Genomic DNA, 14,893 nt, shown 5'->3' with positions numbered 1-14,893 from the left:
CCGACATCGCTGGAAGGTCAGGCCCGGTCGACGGCGTAGGTCATGACGAGCAAAAGCCCGAAGACCGCCAGACCAAGAACGAGATAAAGAAGGGTCATGTCCTGAGCTCCTATGATCAGGCGAGGCCGATGGTGGTGATGACGACGTCGATCACCTTGATTCCGATGAAGGGCACGATCAGGCCGCCAAGCCCGTAGATGAGAAGATTGCGTTTCAAGAGCCCATCCGCGCCGATCGCCTTGTAGGCGACGCCTTTGAGCGACAGCGGAATGAGCGCGATGATGATGAGCGCGTTGAAGATGATTGCCGACAGGATGGCGCTTTGCGGCGTCGACAACCCCATGATGTTGAGCGCGCTCAATTGCGGATAAAGCGCGATGAACATTGCCGGCACGATCGCGAAATATTTCGCAACATCGTTGGCGATCGAGAAGGTGGTGAGAGCACCGCGCGTCATCAGGAGCTGTTTGCCGATCCCGACGATCTCGATGAGCTTTGTCGGATCGGAATCGAGGTCGACCATGTTGCCGGCCTCGCGGGCTGCGACCGTGCCGGTGTTCATCGCCACCCCGACGTCGGCCTGAGCCAGCGCCGGCGCGTCATTCGTGCCGTCACCGCACATGGCCACCAGCTTGCCCTTGGCCTGTTCCTCGCGGATCAGGCTCAACTTGTTCTCAGGCGTGGCCTCGGCGAGGAAGTCATCGACGCCGGCCTCGGCCGCAATCGCGGCTGCGGTCATCGGGTTATCGCCGGTGATCATCACCGTGCGGATGCCCATCCGGCGCAACTCCGCGAAGCGCTCGCGAATGCCGCCCTTGACGATGTCTTTGAGGTGGATAACGCCCAAGAGCCTTCCATCCTTTACGACCGCAAGCGGCGTGCCGCCGATCTTGGCGATATCGTTCGCGATCGCCTCCAGTTCCCGTTTGCTCTCGGCGCTGGCGCGGGTGGAGCCGTTCGCCGCGGAAACCTGCTCGATGTGCTTGAGGACCGCATCGACGGCTCCCTTGCGGATGGACGAACCGTCGAAATCGACGCCGCTCATACGGCTCTGGGCGGTGAACGGCACAAATGTCGCGTTGAGCGATTGCATGTCGCGGCCGCGGATGCCGTATTTCTCCTTGGCTAGTACGACGATGGAGCGGCCCTCGGGCGTCTCGTCGGCGAGCGAGGCCAGTTGCGCGGCGTCGGCCAATTCCTGTTCGGTCACGCCTTTGACAGGGCGGAACTCGGTGGCCTGACGATTGCCGAGCGTGATCGTGCCGGTCTTGTCGAGCAGCAGCGTATCGACGTCCCCGGCGGCCTCGACGGCACGACCGGACATGGCGAGCACGTTGAAGCGCACTAGCCGGTCCATTCCGGCGATGCCGATGGCCGAAACCAGCGCGCCAATCGTGGTCGGGATCAGCGTGACGAACAGCGCCACTAGCATGATCACTGGAATGGAGCCGCCCGCATAGGCGGCAAAGGCCGGGATCGTCGCCGTCGCGAGGACGAAGATCAGGGTCAACCCCGCAAGCAGGACGTTCAGCGCGATCTCGTTCGGGGTCTTCTGACGTTCCGCGCCTTCGACCAACGAGATCATGCGGTCTATGAAGGTCGATCCGGCGGCAGCCGTGATCCTGACCTTAATCCAGTCCGAAAGCACCTGCGTGCCGCCAGTCACGGCGGAACGGTCGCCGCCCGACTCGCGGATCACGGGAGCGGATTCGCCCGTGATGGCCGCCTCGTTGACCGAGGCGATACCTTCTATGACCTCGCCGTCCGACGGGATGATATCGCCGGCTTCGACCAGCACCACGTCGCCCAGCTTCAGGCTCGCGCCTGGCACGAGCTTGAAGCTGTCGCCATTGGTCAGCAGCTTGGCCTGCGTCTCGGTGCGCGAGCGGCGAAGCGAATCCGCCTGCGCCTTACCGCGCCCCTCGGCAACCGCCTCGGCGAAGTTCGCGAACAGGACCGTGAACCAAAGCCAGAGGATGATCTGGAAGGAAAAGCCGAGATCGCCTGCGCCGGTTAGGACGTCCTTGAGAAACAGGATCGTCGTCAGGACCGAGACGACGGCGACGACGAACATCACCGGGTTCCTGGCCAGCGTGCGCGGATCGAGTTTCTTGAGTGCGCCCCCAAACGCGGGAACGAGGATGCGAGTATCGAAGATGCTCGCGGACTTAGACTGGCTCATGAGAGACTCCAGCGTTGATGTTCTCGAAGTCGTTTCCGGCGTGCTTGCCCCCGGCGAAGGACTGGGTCAGCAGACAGGCGACGAGCACGATCGCCAGCATCACCAGCGTCATGCCGAGGATGATGTCCGATGCGCGAAGAGGCCTTGCGCCTTTCCAAGCTCGGACAGAGGATTGGGGAAAGTGCGATTGTCGCCGAGCCGGCTCCCGATCGCGCATCACCTATTTCATCGCAACGGGCGGCCGGCAGATCAGAACCGCTCGGGTCGCAACAGTGCGTAAATGAGGTAGGCTGTGATGAACAACGTCACTAGGCCACCAAGCACATAGTCAATTATCATTGCACACCTATTCTTCCCAAGGGCGTCGCCAGGCGACATTACTGATGTTGGCGGGAATATGGCGCCAAAGCGCATAAAGGTTCGAGAGAGTCGGAGAGGCGAAGAAATAAAAATCTCATATAGATTTGGCAGTGTGGATCGGTGCGCACCCGAAGAGACGTTAGTACTTTAAGTGGAACCGCTGCGGGACAGGCGTGTGAATTTGCCGGCATGCCCACGTTGACTGCCAACGGCGCGGCTGAAGTCACCGGAGTAGGTATTGCTTCGTCCCACCAAGTAGCATCACAGCGACAACCCCCGTTGCCGCCCAAGCTGCCATGACACCGAACCGCCCTGCATCACGCCCATGACCTCGCGGCCGAGTTGCCGGTCGATAACGGGTCGCCAGGGGACCAGGGTGAATTCATACGCCTTCTCGACCACGGCGAACTTGCCGCTCGACAATTGCACGGAGCCCGTGAACTTACCGCTGATGCTCTCGCCCTCGGCCGCTGCCCGGAACGGCAGGCCCTTGCTCGTTGCCAGTTCCGTGCCGACGCGGGCAACCTCCCGCTCGCGCAGCGTGGCGAGGAGATTGCCCCGATAGAAGATGCGCCCTTCGCGCTGGCGGGTGGCGTCGCCCCGTTCGACATGATGCTCGCGGCGCTGGTCTATGGCCTCTCGCACCTGCTGGCCGAAGCCGGCCGGCGCGAGATCCGATGCGTCGCCCGAAACAAGCCGCCGGTCGAGCCAGGTCGCGCCGTCCGAACCGATCTGCTGGTCCAGATCGAAGCTCGAAAGAATGCGGATACTAGCCTGGCGGTTGCGGCTCGCGTCGTAGCCGACCGCGCGGCTCTCGAAGTTGTCGGGAATGCGCCACTGGTCGGCGTCGACCCGCTCGACGATCCCGGCGCGGCGCAGCGCCTCCAGCCGACGCACATGGGCATCGACATAGCCTTCGTAATCGCCGCCCGGAACACGACCCTCGAACTTCGCCTGCTCCCGATGACGGCTCGGCCGATAGATGCCGTCCTCGGCGATGGCGGCAATGACGCGGTCAGACGGACGGCTGGCAGTGTCGGCCGGGCCGATCTCGAGGACGCTGCCGATCCGGGCATCCTCGACGCGGGCCGGGTCGATGCCGGAAATATGATGCGTGCGCCCGTCGATCCCGTCCACAATTACGGTCAGGTTCTCGCCCAACTCGTCGGACAGATATTTGTCCACGACGCGGCCAGCGATGGGCGTCTCGGGCACTGCATCGTGGATTTGGAAAGTCATGGGATCGCGCTCCAGGCCATCGGCCTTCAGCGCCTTGTGCATGGAGCCAATGATGTCGCCGCGCTCGCCCAGCTCGCGCAGGGCCGGTTCCATCCGCTCGTTCAATTCCCAGACGCCGGGTGCGTGCTCGGTGGCCAACCCCATCTTCTCCAGCTTGGCGAGACGACGCAGGCGCAGCGTGCGGTTGAACTGCCGCCTCGGTTCGGCGGGCCCATGGCGCAGATCGAGGAAGCGGCCATCAGCTTCCTCGGTCATCGCCCGATCGATGCGGCTGAAACGGTCCTGATCGATCTCGGTCGACAGCTTGCGGGTCTGCTCGATCTCGGTGACGGGGCCGAGTTCGAGGCTTGCAAGCTCGCTGGCACGCTCGCGCAACCCGTTGGCGAGATAGTCGCCGTTGATGACCAGATCCCGGCCCGTATCGTCACGGCCGTTGACGATGACATGCACATGGGGATGGCCGGTGTTGTAGTGGTTGACGGCCACCCAATCGAGCTTGGTTCCAAGGTCGGCCTCCACCTGACGCATGAAATCGCGCGTGTATGCCGTGAGGTCCGACAGGTCCGCGCCATCCTCCGGCGAGACGATGAACCGAAACTGATGCCGATCCTCCTTCCCGCGTTCAAGGAAGGCGTCGCCGTCGGCGCGATCCTCATGCGCAGAATAGAGCTGGCCGCGCTCGCCATCGCGCGCCGTGCCGTCGCGCTGGACGTAGCGCAGATGCGCGCGGGCACGACCGTCCTTCCACGCCGCACGGACGCTGCGCTGCTTGACGACCACGCGACGGCTGACCGGCTGTCGATGATGCCAGTTGCCGGAGATGTTGCGGGCGCGGACGAAGCTCGCGCCCCGGCCGCGCTTCACGCCCTTGCCGCTGGCGACGATGGTGCGGGAGCCGCGCGCTGATGGCCGGGGAGACGACGGCGCGGTCGGCGCATGGGAGACGGCTGCCCGCTGTTGCCGGGCGATCTTCTTGGCCTGGGTGAAAAAGCTCTTGGTCTTGCTCGCCCGTGGGATGTCGGAGCGGATGCGGCCGGGCCTGGGGCGGAAGCGGTCTTCATCGTCGGCGCTCATGGGCGCGCTTCCGGGCGAAAATGCCGTGAACCGGGTGATTCGAACCTATGGTGCCGGTCAAAACCCAGCAAAGCCAAGGCGTTGCGCGACATCGCGGCACGCGAGGGTAAAAACCGGGGTGCCGCTCGCGGACCGCCTAACCAGTGTGCAGACAACAACAAATTTCGGAAGCGGCCCGACATGGTGCCGTCTTCTTTAATCTTGCCCTCCGCTTTTTTCGCCCTTTCCGCCCCTCCTGCCGGGAATCCAGCCAGGCGCAATCCTGCCTGCCTGCACACCGGAATGGATCGCGCCGAGCGCTGGAACGCCGTGCTCATGGCGTTCCTCCGTCGCTTGCGCGGCTTACGATATTGCTGTCGTCCTGCGGCTCCACGTGGGCGGGATCGCGCATTGGTGCGGCCGCGCGGGCGTCGCCGGATCGCGCATCGCGTGGCGGCGCAACGGCAGCCTGCGTGTCGGTCGCGCGCATGACGAACAGCGGCGCTTCCCGCCAATCCGGCGGCGGTGGCGGCGCTGAGGACGGTGGTCCGGATGCCGCCGCGCCGCCAAGAACTGGCGCGAGCGCGGCGACATAGGCGCGCGTTTCGGCGGGCAATGTGCGACCTGTCGCAAGATATTCCTCATAGCGGCCTGGACCGGCATTGTAGGCCGCGAGCATCGCGGCGACATCGCCGTAACGGTCGAACATCTCGCGCAGATAGGCCGCGCCGGCGAGGATATTGTCACGCGGGTCGTAGGCATCGCGGCCAAGACCATGACGAATGCGCAGCTCGGCCCAGGTGCCGGGCATGACCTGCATCAATCCCATCGCGCCGGCCGAAGAGATCGCGCGTATGTCGCCCGCACTTTCCGCGCGCAGCACAGCACGTATCCAGTGCTCGGGAATGCCGAAACGCTGTGACGCCTCCGCGATATGTCCTGCATAAGGATCGGCGGCGGCCCGATGCTCGAAGGGCGTTGACTGCGCGACGGCCATGGCCGGTCCCGTGCTGACCGACAGCGCGCCGGCCAGCAGAAGAATGGCGCCGCCGGCGACGATCCGGCCTCCGCAACGACTCCAGCCTGCCAGCGTGCTCGCTACCGTCAAGGGTGCGCGCGATGCGCCGGCCCTTGGCCGCCCTTGACCTCCGCCGCGCGCGCCGGCTGTCCGGTGGCCGAGCGGGACGAAGGGATGAGACGGCTTTTTCGCGAACAAAGGGATGAGGCTTTTGGGCGCGATCCCGACATTGAAGCGCATGGCTTCAGTTCCGCTCGCGGCGCTTGGGCGGGCGGTTCCAATTGAGGGACCAGGCTGTCTTGTCCCCGTTCTGGAACAGGTTGGCGCGGATCGGCTGCGGCAAGGCGGGATCGTCGATGAGCACCGAAACATAGTCGCCGGCCTTTTCACCGACCTCTTTCCAGCCCGCGCCGATTTCCGGGCCGTCTTCCGCGCCGTGATGGATGCGATAGTCCGGCGCGTTCTCGGCGTCCGATGGTTCGGCGGGGACGATGGTGATTTCGCGGTAGAGCGTGAGCGTATGGACGCGCCCGACGAAGCCCTCGTTGTCTGCGGTGAACTGACCGATTTGTGGCATGGCAAAGCCTCCTGTGGTTGCGGTTGGGGGTGGGATCACTGCGTTGGCGCGCGCCACTCATAGCGGCCGTCGCCTTCCTCATCGGTCCAGAGCGGGAGCGCCCGACCGATGACGGATCTGGTGGGAACGGGTCCGAAGTAGCGGCCGTCGAGGCTGTCGCGGACATCCCAGTTCATGAGGAAGAGTTCGCCGTCCGCGATCACGCGGCAGCCCTGCCAGACAGGCAGAGCGCGACCGATGCTGTCGCGGTCCAGCGCCTCGCCCATCTCCACGGCGTCGACAGTGATGGTGCGGCCGATGCGGCAAACCACCTGTCCCGGCAAGCCGAGAACACGTTTCAGGAGCGGCACGCCGCGCCCGACATAGCCGCGCTCGACCATGAAGCGGGCGAGTGGTTCTGGCGGCATGACGGCGACCAGCTCGGGCACCTCGATCCGGTCGGCCGGCTCGACGGTGTAAAAGCCGACCGGCGCGCTCGCCGTCGCATTCCAGATGAGTCTGGTCGGCGTCTCGACGGCGCTCGCGGCGGCGATTCCGATGACGGCCAGTGCGGTCAACGCGAGGGTGCGGCGGCGCGTCATGGATCTAGCCTCTGGCGGCGCAGCCAGGCGGCGTGTCGCTCTGGGGTGTAGGCGAACGCCTCCAGACCGGCGCTCAGCCGGTTGTGGACGTGCCGCCAGTGATCCGGCGATATCTCGGCCGGGTCGAGACCGAGTGTTTCCACGGCGTCGATGGCGGCAAGCGCGCGCTGAACCTTCGGCCAGCTATCGAGACGCAGCAGGATGTCGCCGCCGGGGCGCACGAAGGGCAGCGTCTGGAACGGCTCGCCGCGACGAACTGCGCGCACGATGTCCATGCGCGAGATGACCGTGCCGAAGTCGTTTGCCGCCCAGCGGACGAAGGCGAAGACGCTGTTCGGTGCGAAGCCGACGATGCTGCGCCGGCGATCAAGTATCTTCTCGTAGCTTTTGCGGCCGAACCGTATCCAGTGCTCGATCTTGCGCTTCTCGAAGGTCAGCTCGACCAATGTGATGCCGGGCGCCGGTCCGTCCGTCAGCGGACGGCCGTGCGCACGGCGGGCTGGTTTCATGGTCATGAGAGACCTCCCGGCTCATCATCTGAAGGGAGGCGAGAGGCGAGTTGGGTGGCGGAGAGTGCTGTGCCGATCTGGCCGAAAGGCGCATCGCGGCGATTGTGCGATGCGGGTGCTCTGTCGGCCGGTTCGCGGCCCAAAGCGGTGTTTTCCACACCGCGCGGGCGCTCTACAAGGTTAGATTCTTGGTTAGACTCTAAGTTAAGGGCGAGATTCCGACTGTGTTTTTCGTCGCTTAAGCCCTGTTTCGGTTCCCGATAGCACGAGGGTCGGGTTCCTGATGGCACGATGCTACGGGTTCCCGATAGCACGAAGCCGTTCACAGCTTTTCCACAGGGCGGCGAGGGCTCGAACGCGAGCAGCGCGCGGCCGCCGATTTCGATCTCCAGGAAGAGCTGGTAGCCCGGCAGCGGCTGACGGCGGATGATGTCACGCAGTTCGAAGGCGAAGCGCTTGAAGGGCGAGAGAGAGCCGGATTTGCGATGAAGGTGGCGCAGATCGAAGCGCCAGCCGTGGCGCTGCTTCCCGCCATGCTTGCGCACCAGGCGATAGAGCCAACGTTCGAGCCCGCCGGTCAGGTCGAAATAACTCCGGTCGATGGTGAGCACGAGCGCGTCATCGAGCACTGCGCTGTAGAACCAGTCCGGCACGATCAACTCGATCCCCGCGGGTCTGCCGCGATGATCGGTGCGCTCCCGCCATTCGTTGATCCAGGAGAAGCGGTGACGGCGGCCCTCGGTGGGCTGACGGATCGACGTGGAGACGGTCGTTGACTGGAGGCGGTCGAGTGCGGCTTTCAAGCGCCGATAGTCGCGCGATCCGACGCCGCGCTGAATGAAGGTCAGAATCTCGTACGGCGTCGTCGCCATCAGGCGCGACGTTGTGAACCCGCCATCACGCGCCTCGATGATCTGGCTCGCGGCCCAGATCAGGATGTCGGCATCCCAGATCGTCGCCATGCCGTGATCGGGCACGGCCTCGACGCGGATCGAGACGCCACCGGCGAGGAAGTCGATCGGCGCGGTCCGATGAGATTTGGAAAGGGAGAAGAACGGATAGGCCATGAGATCCTGCGCATCGCGGGGCGCGAAATCGCCTGGAATCGCGCGGAACAGATCGAGCTGTCCGCGCTCCGAAATGGGGCGGTTGCGCGCTGACATAAGGGAGTTGTCTCGCGGTCAGCGCGCGCGCCGGGCAACCGGCGCGGGCTGATGCCGCTTTGCCGGCAGGACGCTGCTGCGCGGATCGGAGGTGGAGGTGACGGCGCCGCTGTCGGCCCAGGCCGTGAGGTCATCGACCGCATAGACGACGCGGCCGCCGAGCTTGCGATAGGCGGGACCGGTTCCGTAGGTGCGGTGCTTTTCGAGGGTGCGGGAGGAAAGACCCAGGAAGACTGCTGCTTCCTTGGTGCGCAAGTAGCGTGGCGGGAGTGCGGCGAGATCGGGTCGCATGGAGCGGGCCTTTCGTGGTTCCGTTGAGGCTGCCGGCAGTCGGCGGCTGACGAAGGCCACGATGGCGAAGGCGGATCGGCGAGTTGCAGTGGGAAGTTGGGGGGACCCAAAATTCCACACCGGCGCAAGGGCCGGCCCGGATTACGGTCGGCGGCGATGTCGAAGCAGCTTGCGATATCCCCCCGCGATCATGGCCCGCGCACTTGCGAGCAGGCTCATGATCGCGTGCCGCTCGGACGCCGCCTGCCATTCGTCGCGGGTCAGCTTGCCGGTGCGAAAAATGACCTCGGCGATTTCCTGCTGGGTCGCGCCATCGCGGCGGCCGTCGAAAGCCTGCAACATGCGCCGCGCGCGTGCCCGTTGCTGGCCCGTGAGCCTCGTATCGGGCGGCGGTTTGCGACCGTGAAGGGAGGAGAGCAGCCGCAGGATCGCCTCGACGCGGTCGAAGCCGTCGAGCCCGAGCGGCACCAGGGCGACGAGAGGCGCGCCGGTCATCGCGCCTCCCGGGAGAACGAGATGAACGTGCTGGCCGTGCTCGAGAGGATGCAGGAGGTGGTTTGCTTCCGGCGCGATCCGTTCGTGTTCGTGGACAAGAACGTCTCCCGGAGATGCACCGGCAGACAGGACCGGTGGCGCCGGCGCCAGGATGACTGCGCCGGTGTCGTCCTGGGGAAGCCAGAAGACCGGGGTTTCAGTGGCGTTGAACCTTGGCGCGACGGCGAAATCGCAATCCCCACCACGTGCTCGCCTGCTCGATCATTTCCGGGGTCTGGGGCCGGACCGTGCGCAGCGCATCAAAATTGCGCTGGTAGTCCTCGTTGCGCCGCAGCCATTCCCAGCCGACATCCGGCGCCGTCAGATGATCCAGATAGTCATAGGTCGATGACGAACGCCACCGGGTTGTATCGGGAGACATCACTGCCCTCCAGCCTCATTACTCGGGTACGTGATTGAGGCGGAAAGATTTGCCGGGTGGGGCAAAGGGTGGAAGCCGCGTTGCCGGCAATAGGTGTTGCGACCGATGCAACACCCAACGTCAGTGGCGCTGGCCTTCCCGGACCAGCAGGCGGTAGCCATGGGTGGTCATCCAGCGGGCGCGGGCAAGATGACGGTCATGGACTTGACGGGCGCGTTCGGGCTCATGCTCGGGGTCGAGACCGAACAGGACAGATACCGCCTCGCGCCAGTCCGCGCCGTCGGATGCCGCGTCGAGCAGGCGCAGATAGAGCTTCATATGCGCACGGTCATAATCCGTGAGCATCGCACAGTCCGGCGGTTCGTCGAGAAAATCGACCTGAGTCATGAGGCCCTCTTCGCGACCTTCTTATTCAAGTTGGGGGCATTTGTTAACCACGCCGCGATTGCACACACCTTGCCGACAAGCGGCATCGAGCCTTGAGGCTCACAAAGGCGCGCGGGACCGGCGGTGTTTTTCATCGACCAGCAGCACTCCGATACCCTGGTCGGAATCAAGGAAGATCACGCCGTTGCTCTCGAAAGCCCTGCGGACCTGATCGCATGTCGTCTCATACACCCTGAGTCCGCTGTCGGATTCGAGGCGCTTCAGCGCGGTCAGCGATACCAGGGCCTTTTCAGCGAGCGTCTCCTGAGTCCAACCAAGCAGCGCGCGTGCGGCCCGCGATTGTCGGGCGGTGATCATGCATGATCACCTCCCATCTGGACCTACGTACACGCCAGAACTACGGCTATAATAGTCGTTCTACAAATAGACGGCCAGCCATAAAACACTGCACCGGCGCTCTTCAGGAGTTCGGCGCTGTGACTGATTCGGTCGCTTCCCACGCGATTGGCCCCGCCCGAAAGTTCCGGGCGGGGCATCGTCGCGGCGCCTCACTCGCCGTTGCGGCGGGTGGGGCGGGACCAGATGAGGCTGAAACCCTCGCCGTCCTCGTCGTCGAAGAGGTTGGCGTAGATCGGGGCGGTGAAGCTCGGATCGTCGAGCTTGAGGCCCAGGTAATCGCGACCCTCGTTGGACTGCTTGGACCAGGCTGCACCGATCTCGACACGGCCGACGAAGACGCGGTGGCTGGGGGCGTTCTCGCCAGTGGCCCGGGTCTCGGGGACGATGCGGACGTTCTTGGCCTGCACGTTGAGGGTGACGATTTCGCCGGCGAATTCGTTGTTGCCGGACTTCTTGAAGGTGCCGATGGTCGCCATGTCAGTTCTCCTTGATCTGAAGCTTCGAGCCCGCACCATGCGGCCTCGATGGCGATCGGACGGCCGGGGGCGATCGACGGCGCACCCCGAAGGGGCTCCGACAGCAAAGGAGGAACTTTCTTGTTCCGCGCGGAATGACGGCGTAGCCGGCAGGGGAAGAAAGTTTCAACGCCGCTGTTGCGCCGTAGGCGATCGAGGCGTCAGCCGTCCTTCGGCCAGATCAGGCCATTGGAGAGGCCGCGCCGGTGCGCTCGATCCGGCTGCCATCACATGGAGAACGCGGCGTGCCACCGCAACCGCCAGAAGCCGGCCACGGCGTTCATCGCGCAGGTTCCCATCACGGCCAGGCAGGCCCGTCGCTTCCTCCGACACGGCGGCGACCTACAACCCGCATCCAACCCCGTTGCCGGGTTGCCGAGATTGGAGTTCACAGGTTTCAGGCACCACGAGGAGAGGATGTCCGGTGCCTCATATGCCGCAAGCCGGGCGCCGCTCTATCACCGTCCAGTGCGATGACGAGAATGGCGCCCGCCGGCCGCCTTGGTGTGCCCCTCGTATCAACGGGGCTCAGGCCGCGGCGATGCCCTGTCCGGAACTTTCGGGCGCGGCCATCGCCGTTACGCGAACGAACGCCGTGATGCCGACCACGACCGCGCCGATTACGCCGAAGACGAACTGCCAGGTTTCCGACGGCATGGTGTGCTTCACGATCCCGTAGGTTGCGTAAAAGCCGGCAAGAGCTGCCGGAGCGACGAAGGCGAGCGCGACAAGCAGCCGCAACAATGGCGAACGAAGGATGGCGAGTAGGTACTGACCGACGCCGAAGGTGACGCCGGCGGAGAAAGCGCCGATGAGGAAGGCAGGGAAGATGCCTGCGCCGGTCTCATGAGACCAGAAGCCGACAGTCACGCCGACGAAGAACGGCAGCGCGAATACCGCGAGGGTGAAAAGCAGCCAGCAGAGCAGACCAATGACTGCAAACGATCCGAGGATTCCAAGAACGATCATGGTGGTGGTCTCCTTAAGAATGGGTCTGACGGTTGCGCCATCCACCACCACCGCGGCGCAATCGTCATCATAGCCGAAACCGGCCTGTTGCGGGAGCGGAAATCGGGTCGATCTCCGCCCGCGACGGCCGCTCGCCTCCGGTCAGGAGGCGAAGGGATCGATTTCGCCAAGGATGGCATCGTCGTCACCGTCATATTCGGTGGCGGGCATGGCCGAGACGGTGCCGTCACCGGCGCGGAAGATGACGATCACGGTCATCAGGGTGGCGGCGAGGCTGAAGGCGAAGGCGTGGGCTTGATCGAGGGACATCGTTCCGGCTCCTGTCTTGGAGGCGGGGGCAATCCCCCGCGCGACAGGCGCCCGATGTGTCCGGCTGAAGGCCGCAATCACCGCGGAGGCGAAGCCTCAAGGCCGCACGCTTGCGTAGCGGACCCTCCACGGGTTGATGGCGTCAGGCCATCGGCCGGACCAAGGATCAGCGCATTGGACGCGGGGGTGTGCTCTGCTGGGGGCAGGTCGACGTCATTGAGCAATGTGCGGATTGCCACGCCCCAGTTTTGGAGCTGTGATCGGTTTATGGTGAACTGCAGCAGCTTTCGACCCACTGCGGTCATTCAAGTGATCGGCGAACTCTTCTAAAAACGGATATGATCAATCTAGCGCGGCACCCACCGACCAAGTGTGGCGAGAAATCAGCCGATTTCGTCTGACGAACTGTAATGGATCGTCGGAAGATTGCCAGCAAGTCGCCAGCAGGTCATCTTGCCGCTTCATGCTTTGAGGGGGCATCGATGAACGAAACTCCGGACGGCTCAAACAACCCACGGCTACGCCGCAACGCTCACATGCCTGGCTCGTCGGTGCCGGCCATCCGGCATCGGCTCGTCACGACCGCCGGACTGTCGGATCAGAAGCTTGCGTCGATCGGCGCCATCGCAGTGTTGGCATCGCATGCAGAGCATTTCGCAGAGCGATCGATCTGGGCCCTCGATGGCGTAGAGGTCAAAGGTGTCAGGCCCCGGACGGATGCTCGGCCCATCGGCGAGCTCATCAGGATGCTGCGCCAACATGTGCCGACAGTGAAGAAACCGGGATTGGCTTCGCTGATCCAGAAATGGTGCGATGCGGCCGAGCTTTGCTTCAGCTGCCGGAACAGCATCGTACACGGCACGACGGCATACATGGACGACGAATGGACAATCTTCGGCCGCAACAACCCAACAGAGGGCGTCAAGCGGAAGAAGGACCCATCCGACTTCCGTGCGTCGCCGCACACATTGGCGATGCTTGAGGAGGCCTTCGGCTACCTGCTCAACGTAATACACTTCATCTGGACGGCTGCCACTGCGCTCGTGCCGATCGGCGATACCTCTGAGCTGATGCGGCTGCTGGGGCGTGCGTGGTCGACAGGTGCCGAACTCGACGACCTTGCAGCTGCTGTGAACCATGAGAAGTATTAGGTGCTTGGTCCCATCCTTGCACTTTATTGGGCGCTGGCGCGCATCCAAGTCAGGTGTTGGCTGATAGGGCTATTTTGGCTGGGTTTTCCCGAAAGCCGACAGTCTGAAAACCACCCAAGAGTCGCTGATACCACGCAAGACGATGACGGCGCTCACGCGCCGCCGAACTTCCAGACCGGGATGCCCATCTTGCGGGCCTTGTCGGCGAGGTTCTCCTGAATGCCGGTGCCGGGCAAAACGATCACCCCGATCGGCATGACGGCCAGCATGGCATCGTTGCGCTTGAAGGGTGCGGCCTTGGCGTGTTTCGCCCAGTCGGGCTTGAAGGCGACCTGCGGCACCTTGCGCGTGTCGGCCCAGCGGGCGGCGATCTTCTCGGCGCCTTTGGGCGAGCCGCCATGCAGCAGCACCATGTCGGGGTGCTTGGCGTGGACCTGGTCGAGCTTGGCCCAGATCAGCCTGTGGTCGGCGGTGTCGCCGCCCGAAAGGGCGATCTTCGGACCGGCGGGCACGAGCACCTCGGTCTCGGCCCGGCGCTTGGCGGCAAGGAAGTCGCGGCTGTCGATCATGGCGGCGGTGAGGTGACGATGGTTGACGCGGGATCCGGTCCGCGGCGACCAGGGTGATCCGGTGGCGCGCAGATAGCGGTCGGCGGCGCTCTCGCGGAAGAATTCCAGGCTGTCGCGCCGCTCGATCAGTGACTGCCCGATCTCGATCAGGCGTTCGAGCTGCACCGATTTGACCTCGGAGCCGTCCTGTTCGCGCTGGAGGCGTTTTTGTGCCTGCTCGTTATCGTCCAGCTTGCGTTCGACGCGCTCGACGGCGCGGTGGAACATGTTGACGCTCGACCAGAGCAGTTCGTCGAGGTCGAAGTCGAGGCAGGTGTCGGCCATGGTGGCGATGAGCGCGTCGAAGATGTCGGCGACGGCGCCTTCGATGATGCGATCGTCAGGGGCTGGTCGCGGATCGGGCTCGCCCTCGGCGGGACGCCAGCCATGGAGCTGAAGCTCTTCGAGAACGCGGTCGGTCGGGGATGCGCTGTGGTGCGGTTCAAACTCGTCATGCTCGCTCATGGGATGCTCCGTCGGTAGGACCGCGACCCTCGCGGCCTTCATGGCGACGAAGCCCGCGGGCGGGCCGGGGCTGCACCCGGAGCGAAAGCGCAGGGCTTGATGGCTAAGGCCGATTATTTTGCTTCGCGATGGAAAGCGCTCCCTCGAGGAGCGCGCCGGAAAATAGTCGGCCGCCGCCATTGCCGGCCCGGCCCGTTTGTG

General features: G+C 64.4%; 20 protein-coding genes and 1 pseudogene. 1 reads left to right on the top strand and 20 read right to left on the bottom strand.

The genetic code is table 11. The annotated features are described in order from the left end of the window. Positions 1-115: 115 nt before the first annotated feature. From kdpB to AB843_RS25885, 19 genes and pseudogenes are all read right to left on the bottom strand, one after another. On the bottom strand, positions 116-2,182 hold the full coding sequence (gene kdpB / locus AB843_RS02840; protein WP_048645283.1) for a potassium-transporting ATPase subunit KdpB: 2,067 nt from the start codon (positions 2,180-2,182) through the stop codon (positions 116-118). Beyond that, positions 2,169-2,294 carry a hypothetical protein gene (locus AB843_RS26255; RefSeq protein ID WP_280136273.1) on the bottom strand — a complete coding sequence of 42 codons (126 nt, stop codon included), beginning with the start codon at positions 2,292-2,294 and terminating at the stop codon, positions 2,169-2,171. Before AB843_RS26255 ends, kdpB begins: the two co-directional genes overlap by 14 nt. A gap of 137 nt (positions 2,295-2,431) precedes the next feature. Then, positions 2,432-2,521, bottom strand: a complete 90-nt coding sequence (gene kdpF, locus AB843_RS02835; RefSeq protein WP_048645509.1) for a K(+)-transporting ATPase subunit F — start codon at positions 2,519-2,521, stop codon at positions 2,432-2,434. Positions 2,522-2,803: 282 nt separating this feature from the next. Then, positions 2,804-4,036, bottom strand: coding sequence for a DUF3363 domain-containing protein (locus AB843_RS25835; RefSeq protein WP_082143638.1), 1,233 nt, complete (start codon positions 4,034-4,036; stop codon positions 2,804-2,806). A gap of 165 nt (positions 4,037-4,201) precedes the next feature. Further along, positions 4,202-4,855 (bottom strand): annotated as a pseudogene (locus AB843_RS26370) (relaxase/mobilization nuclease domain-containing protein); the annotation flags it as partial. Next, on the bottom strand, positions 4,852-5,172 hold the full coding sequence (locus AB843_RS25425) for a hypothetical protein (RefSeq protein ID WP_157384409.1): 321 nt from the start codon (positions 5,170-5,172) through the stop codon (positions 4,852-4,854). The pseudogene AB843_RS26370 and the gene AB843_RS25425, both read right to left, overlap by 4 nt. Continuing rightward, positions 5,169-6,092, bottom strand: coding sequence for a lytic transglycosylase domain-containing protein (locus tag AB843_RS02825; protein ID WP_048645281.1), 924 nt, complete (start codon positions 6,090-6,092; stop codon positions 5,169-5,171). The genes AB843_RS25425 and AB843_RS02825 overlap by 4 nt, the downstream gene beginning before the upstream one ends. Before the next feature lie 4 nt (positions 6,093-6,096). Next, a complete protein-coding gene (locus AB843_RS02820) occupies positions 6,097-6,429 on the bottom strand; it encodes a DUF736 domain-containing protein (protein ID WP_048645280.1) in 333 nt (110 codons plus the stop codon). Between the two features lie 35 nt (positions 6,430-6,464). Next, positions 6,465-7,010, bottom strand: coding sequence for a S26 family signal peptidase (locus AB843_RS02815; RefSeq protein WP_048645279.1), 546 nt, complete (start codon positions 7,008-7,010; stop codon positions 6,465-6,467). Next, on the bottom strand, positions 7,007-7,525 hold the full coding sequence (locus AB843_RS02810; protein ID WP_048645278.1) for a DUF2840 domain-containing protein: 519 nt from the start codon (positions 7,523-7,525) through the stop codon (positions 7,007-7,009). Before AB843_RS02810 ends, AB843_RS02815 begins: the two co-directional genes overlap by 4 nt. Beyond that, positions 7,522-8,682: a replication initiator protein A gene (locus AB843_RS02805; protein WP_082143626.1), complete on the bottom strand. Its 1,161-nt coding sequence runs from the start codon at positions 8,680-8,682 to the stop codon at positions 7,522-7,524. Before AB843_RS02805 ends, AB843_RS02810 begins: the two co-directional genes overlap by 4 nt. Before the next feature lie 18 nt (positions 8,683-8,700). Then, entirely contained in the window at positions 8,701-8,973 is a 273-nt protein-coding gene (locus AB843_RS02800) for a helix-turn-helix transcriptional regulator (RefSeq protein ID WP_048645507.1), read from the bottom strand. A 141-nt stretch (positions 8,974-9,114) separates the two neighbouring features. After that, positions 9,115-9,468, bottom strand: coding sequence for a DUF2285 domain-containing protein (locus AB843_RS02795; protein ID WP_082143625.1), 354 nt, complete (start codon positions 9,466-9,468; stop codon positions 9,115-9,117). 196 nt (positions 9,469-9,664) lie between these two features. After that, positions 9,665-9,889, bottom strand: a complete 225-nt coding sequence (locus tag AB843_RS02790; protein ID WP_048645276.1) for a transcriptional regulator domain-containing protein — start codon at positions 9,887-9,889, stop codon at positions 9,665-9,667. Between the two features lie 120 nt (positions 9,890-10,009). Beyond that, positions 10,010-10,276: a DNA -binding domain-containing protein gene (locus tag AB843_RS24765; RefSeq protein WP_082143624.1), complete on the bottom strand. Its 267-nt coding sequence runs from the start codon at positions 10,274-10,276 to the stop codon at positions 10,010-10,012. A gap of 99 nt (positions 10,277-10,375) precedes the next feature. Further along, the gene (locus AB843_RS02780; RefSeq protein WP_048645274.1) at positions 10,376-10,633 is read right to left on the bottom strand and encodes a helix-turn-helix domain-containing protein; all 258 of its coding nucleotides are present in this window, start codon (positions 10,631-10,633) and stop codon (positions 10,376-10,378) included. Positions 10,634-10,824: 191 nt separating this feature from the next. Next, entirely contained in the window at positions 10,825-11,151 is a 327-nt protein-coding gene (locus AB843_RS02775; RefSeq protein WP_048645273.1) for a DUF736 domain-containing protein, read from the bottom strand. 567 nt (positions 11,152-11,718) lie between these two features. Next, positions 11,719-12,159 carry a hypothetical protein gene (locus tag AB843_RS02770; RefSeq protein WP_048645272.1) on the bottom strand — a complete coding sequence of 147 codons (441 nt, stop codon included), beginning with the start codon at positions 12,157-12,159 and terminating at the stop codon, positions 11,719-11,721. A 141-nt stretch (positions 12,160-12,300) separates the two neighbouring features. Further along, on the bottom strand, positions 12,301-12,468 hold the full coding sequence (locus tag AB843_RS25885) for a hypothetical protein (RefSeq protein ID WP_164481547.1): 168 nt from the start codon (positions 12,466-12,468) through the stop codon (positions 12,301-12,303). A 482-nt stretch (positions 12,469-12,950) separates the two neighbouring features. On the opposite strand from AB843_RS25885, the gene AB843_RS02765 reads away from it, so the two are divergent. Beyond that, positions 12,951-13,619, top strand: a complete 669-nt coding sequence (locus AB843_RS02765; protein WP_157384408.1) for a hypothetical protein — start codon at positions 12,951-12,953, stop codon at positions 13,617-13,619. A 152-nt stretch (positions 13,620-13,771) separates the two neighbouring features. Here the strand turns inward: AB843_RS02765 and AB843_RS02760 are convergent, their stop codons facing one another. Further along, the gene (locus AB843_RS02760) at positions 13,772-14,692 is read right to left on the bottom strand and encodes a DUF2493 domain-containing protein (RefSeq protein ID WP_048645270.1); all 921 of its coding nucleotides are present in this window, start codon (positions 14,690-14,692) and stop codon (positions 13,772-13,774) included. Between the last annotated feature and the right edge of the window lie 201 nt (positions 14,693-14,893).

This window comes from Nitratireductor soli (assembly GCF_001050155.1).
Classification (GTDB): Bacteria; Pseudomonadota; Alphaproteobacteria; order Rhizobiales; family Rhizobiaceae; genus Nitratireductor; species Nitratireductor soli.
Note: the sequence above shows the minus strand (reverse complement) of the source record. Positions and strands in the feature narration are given on the sequence as shown.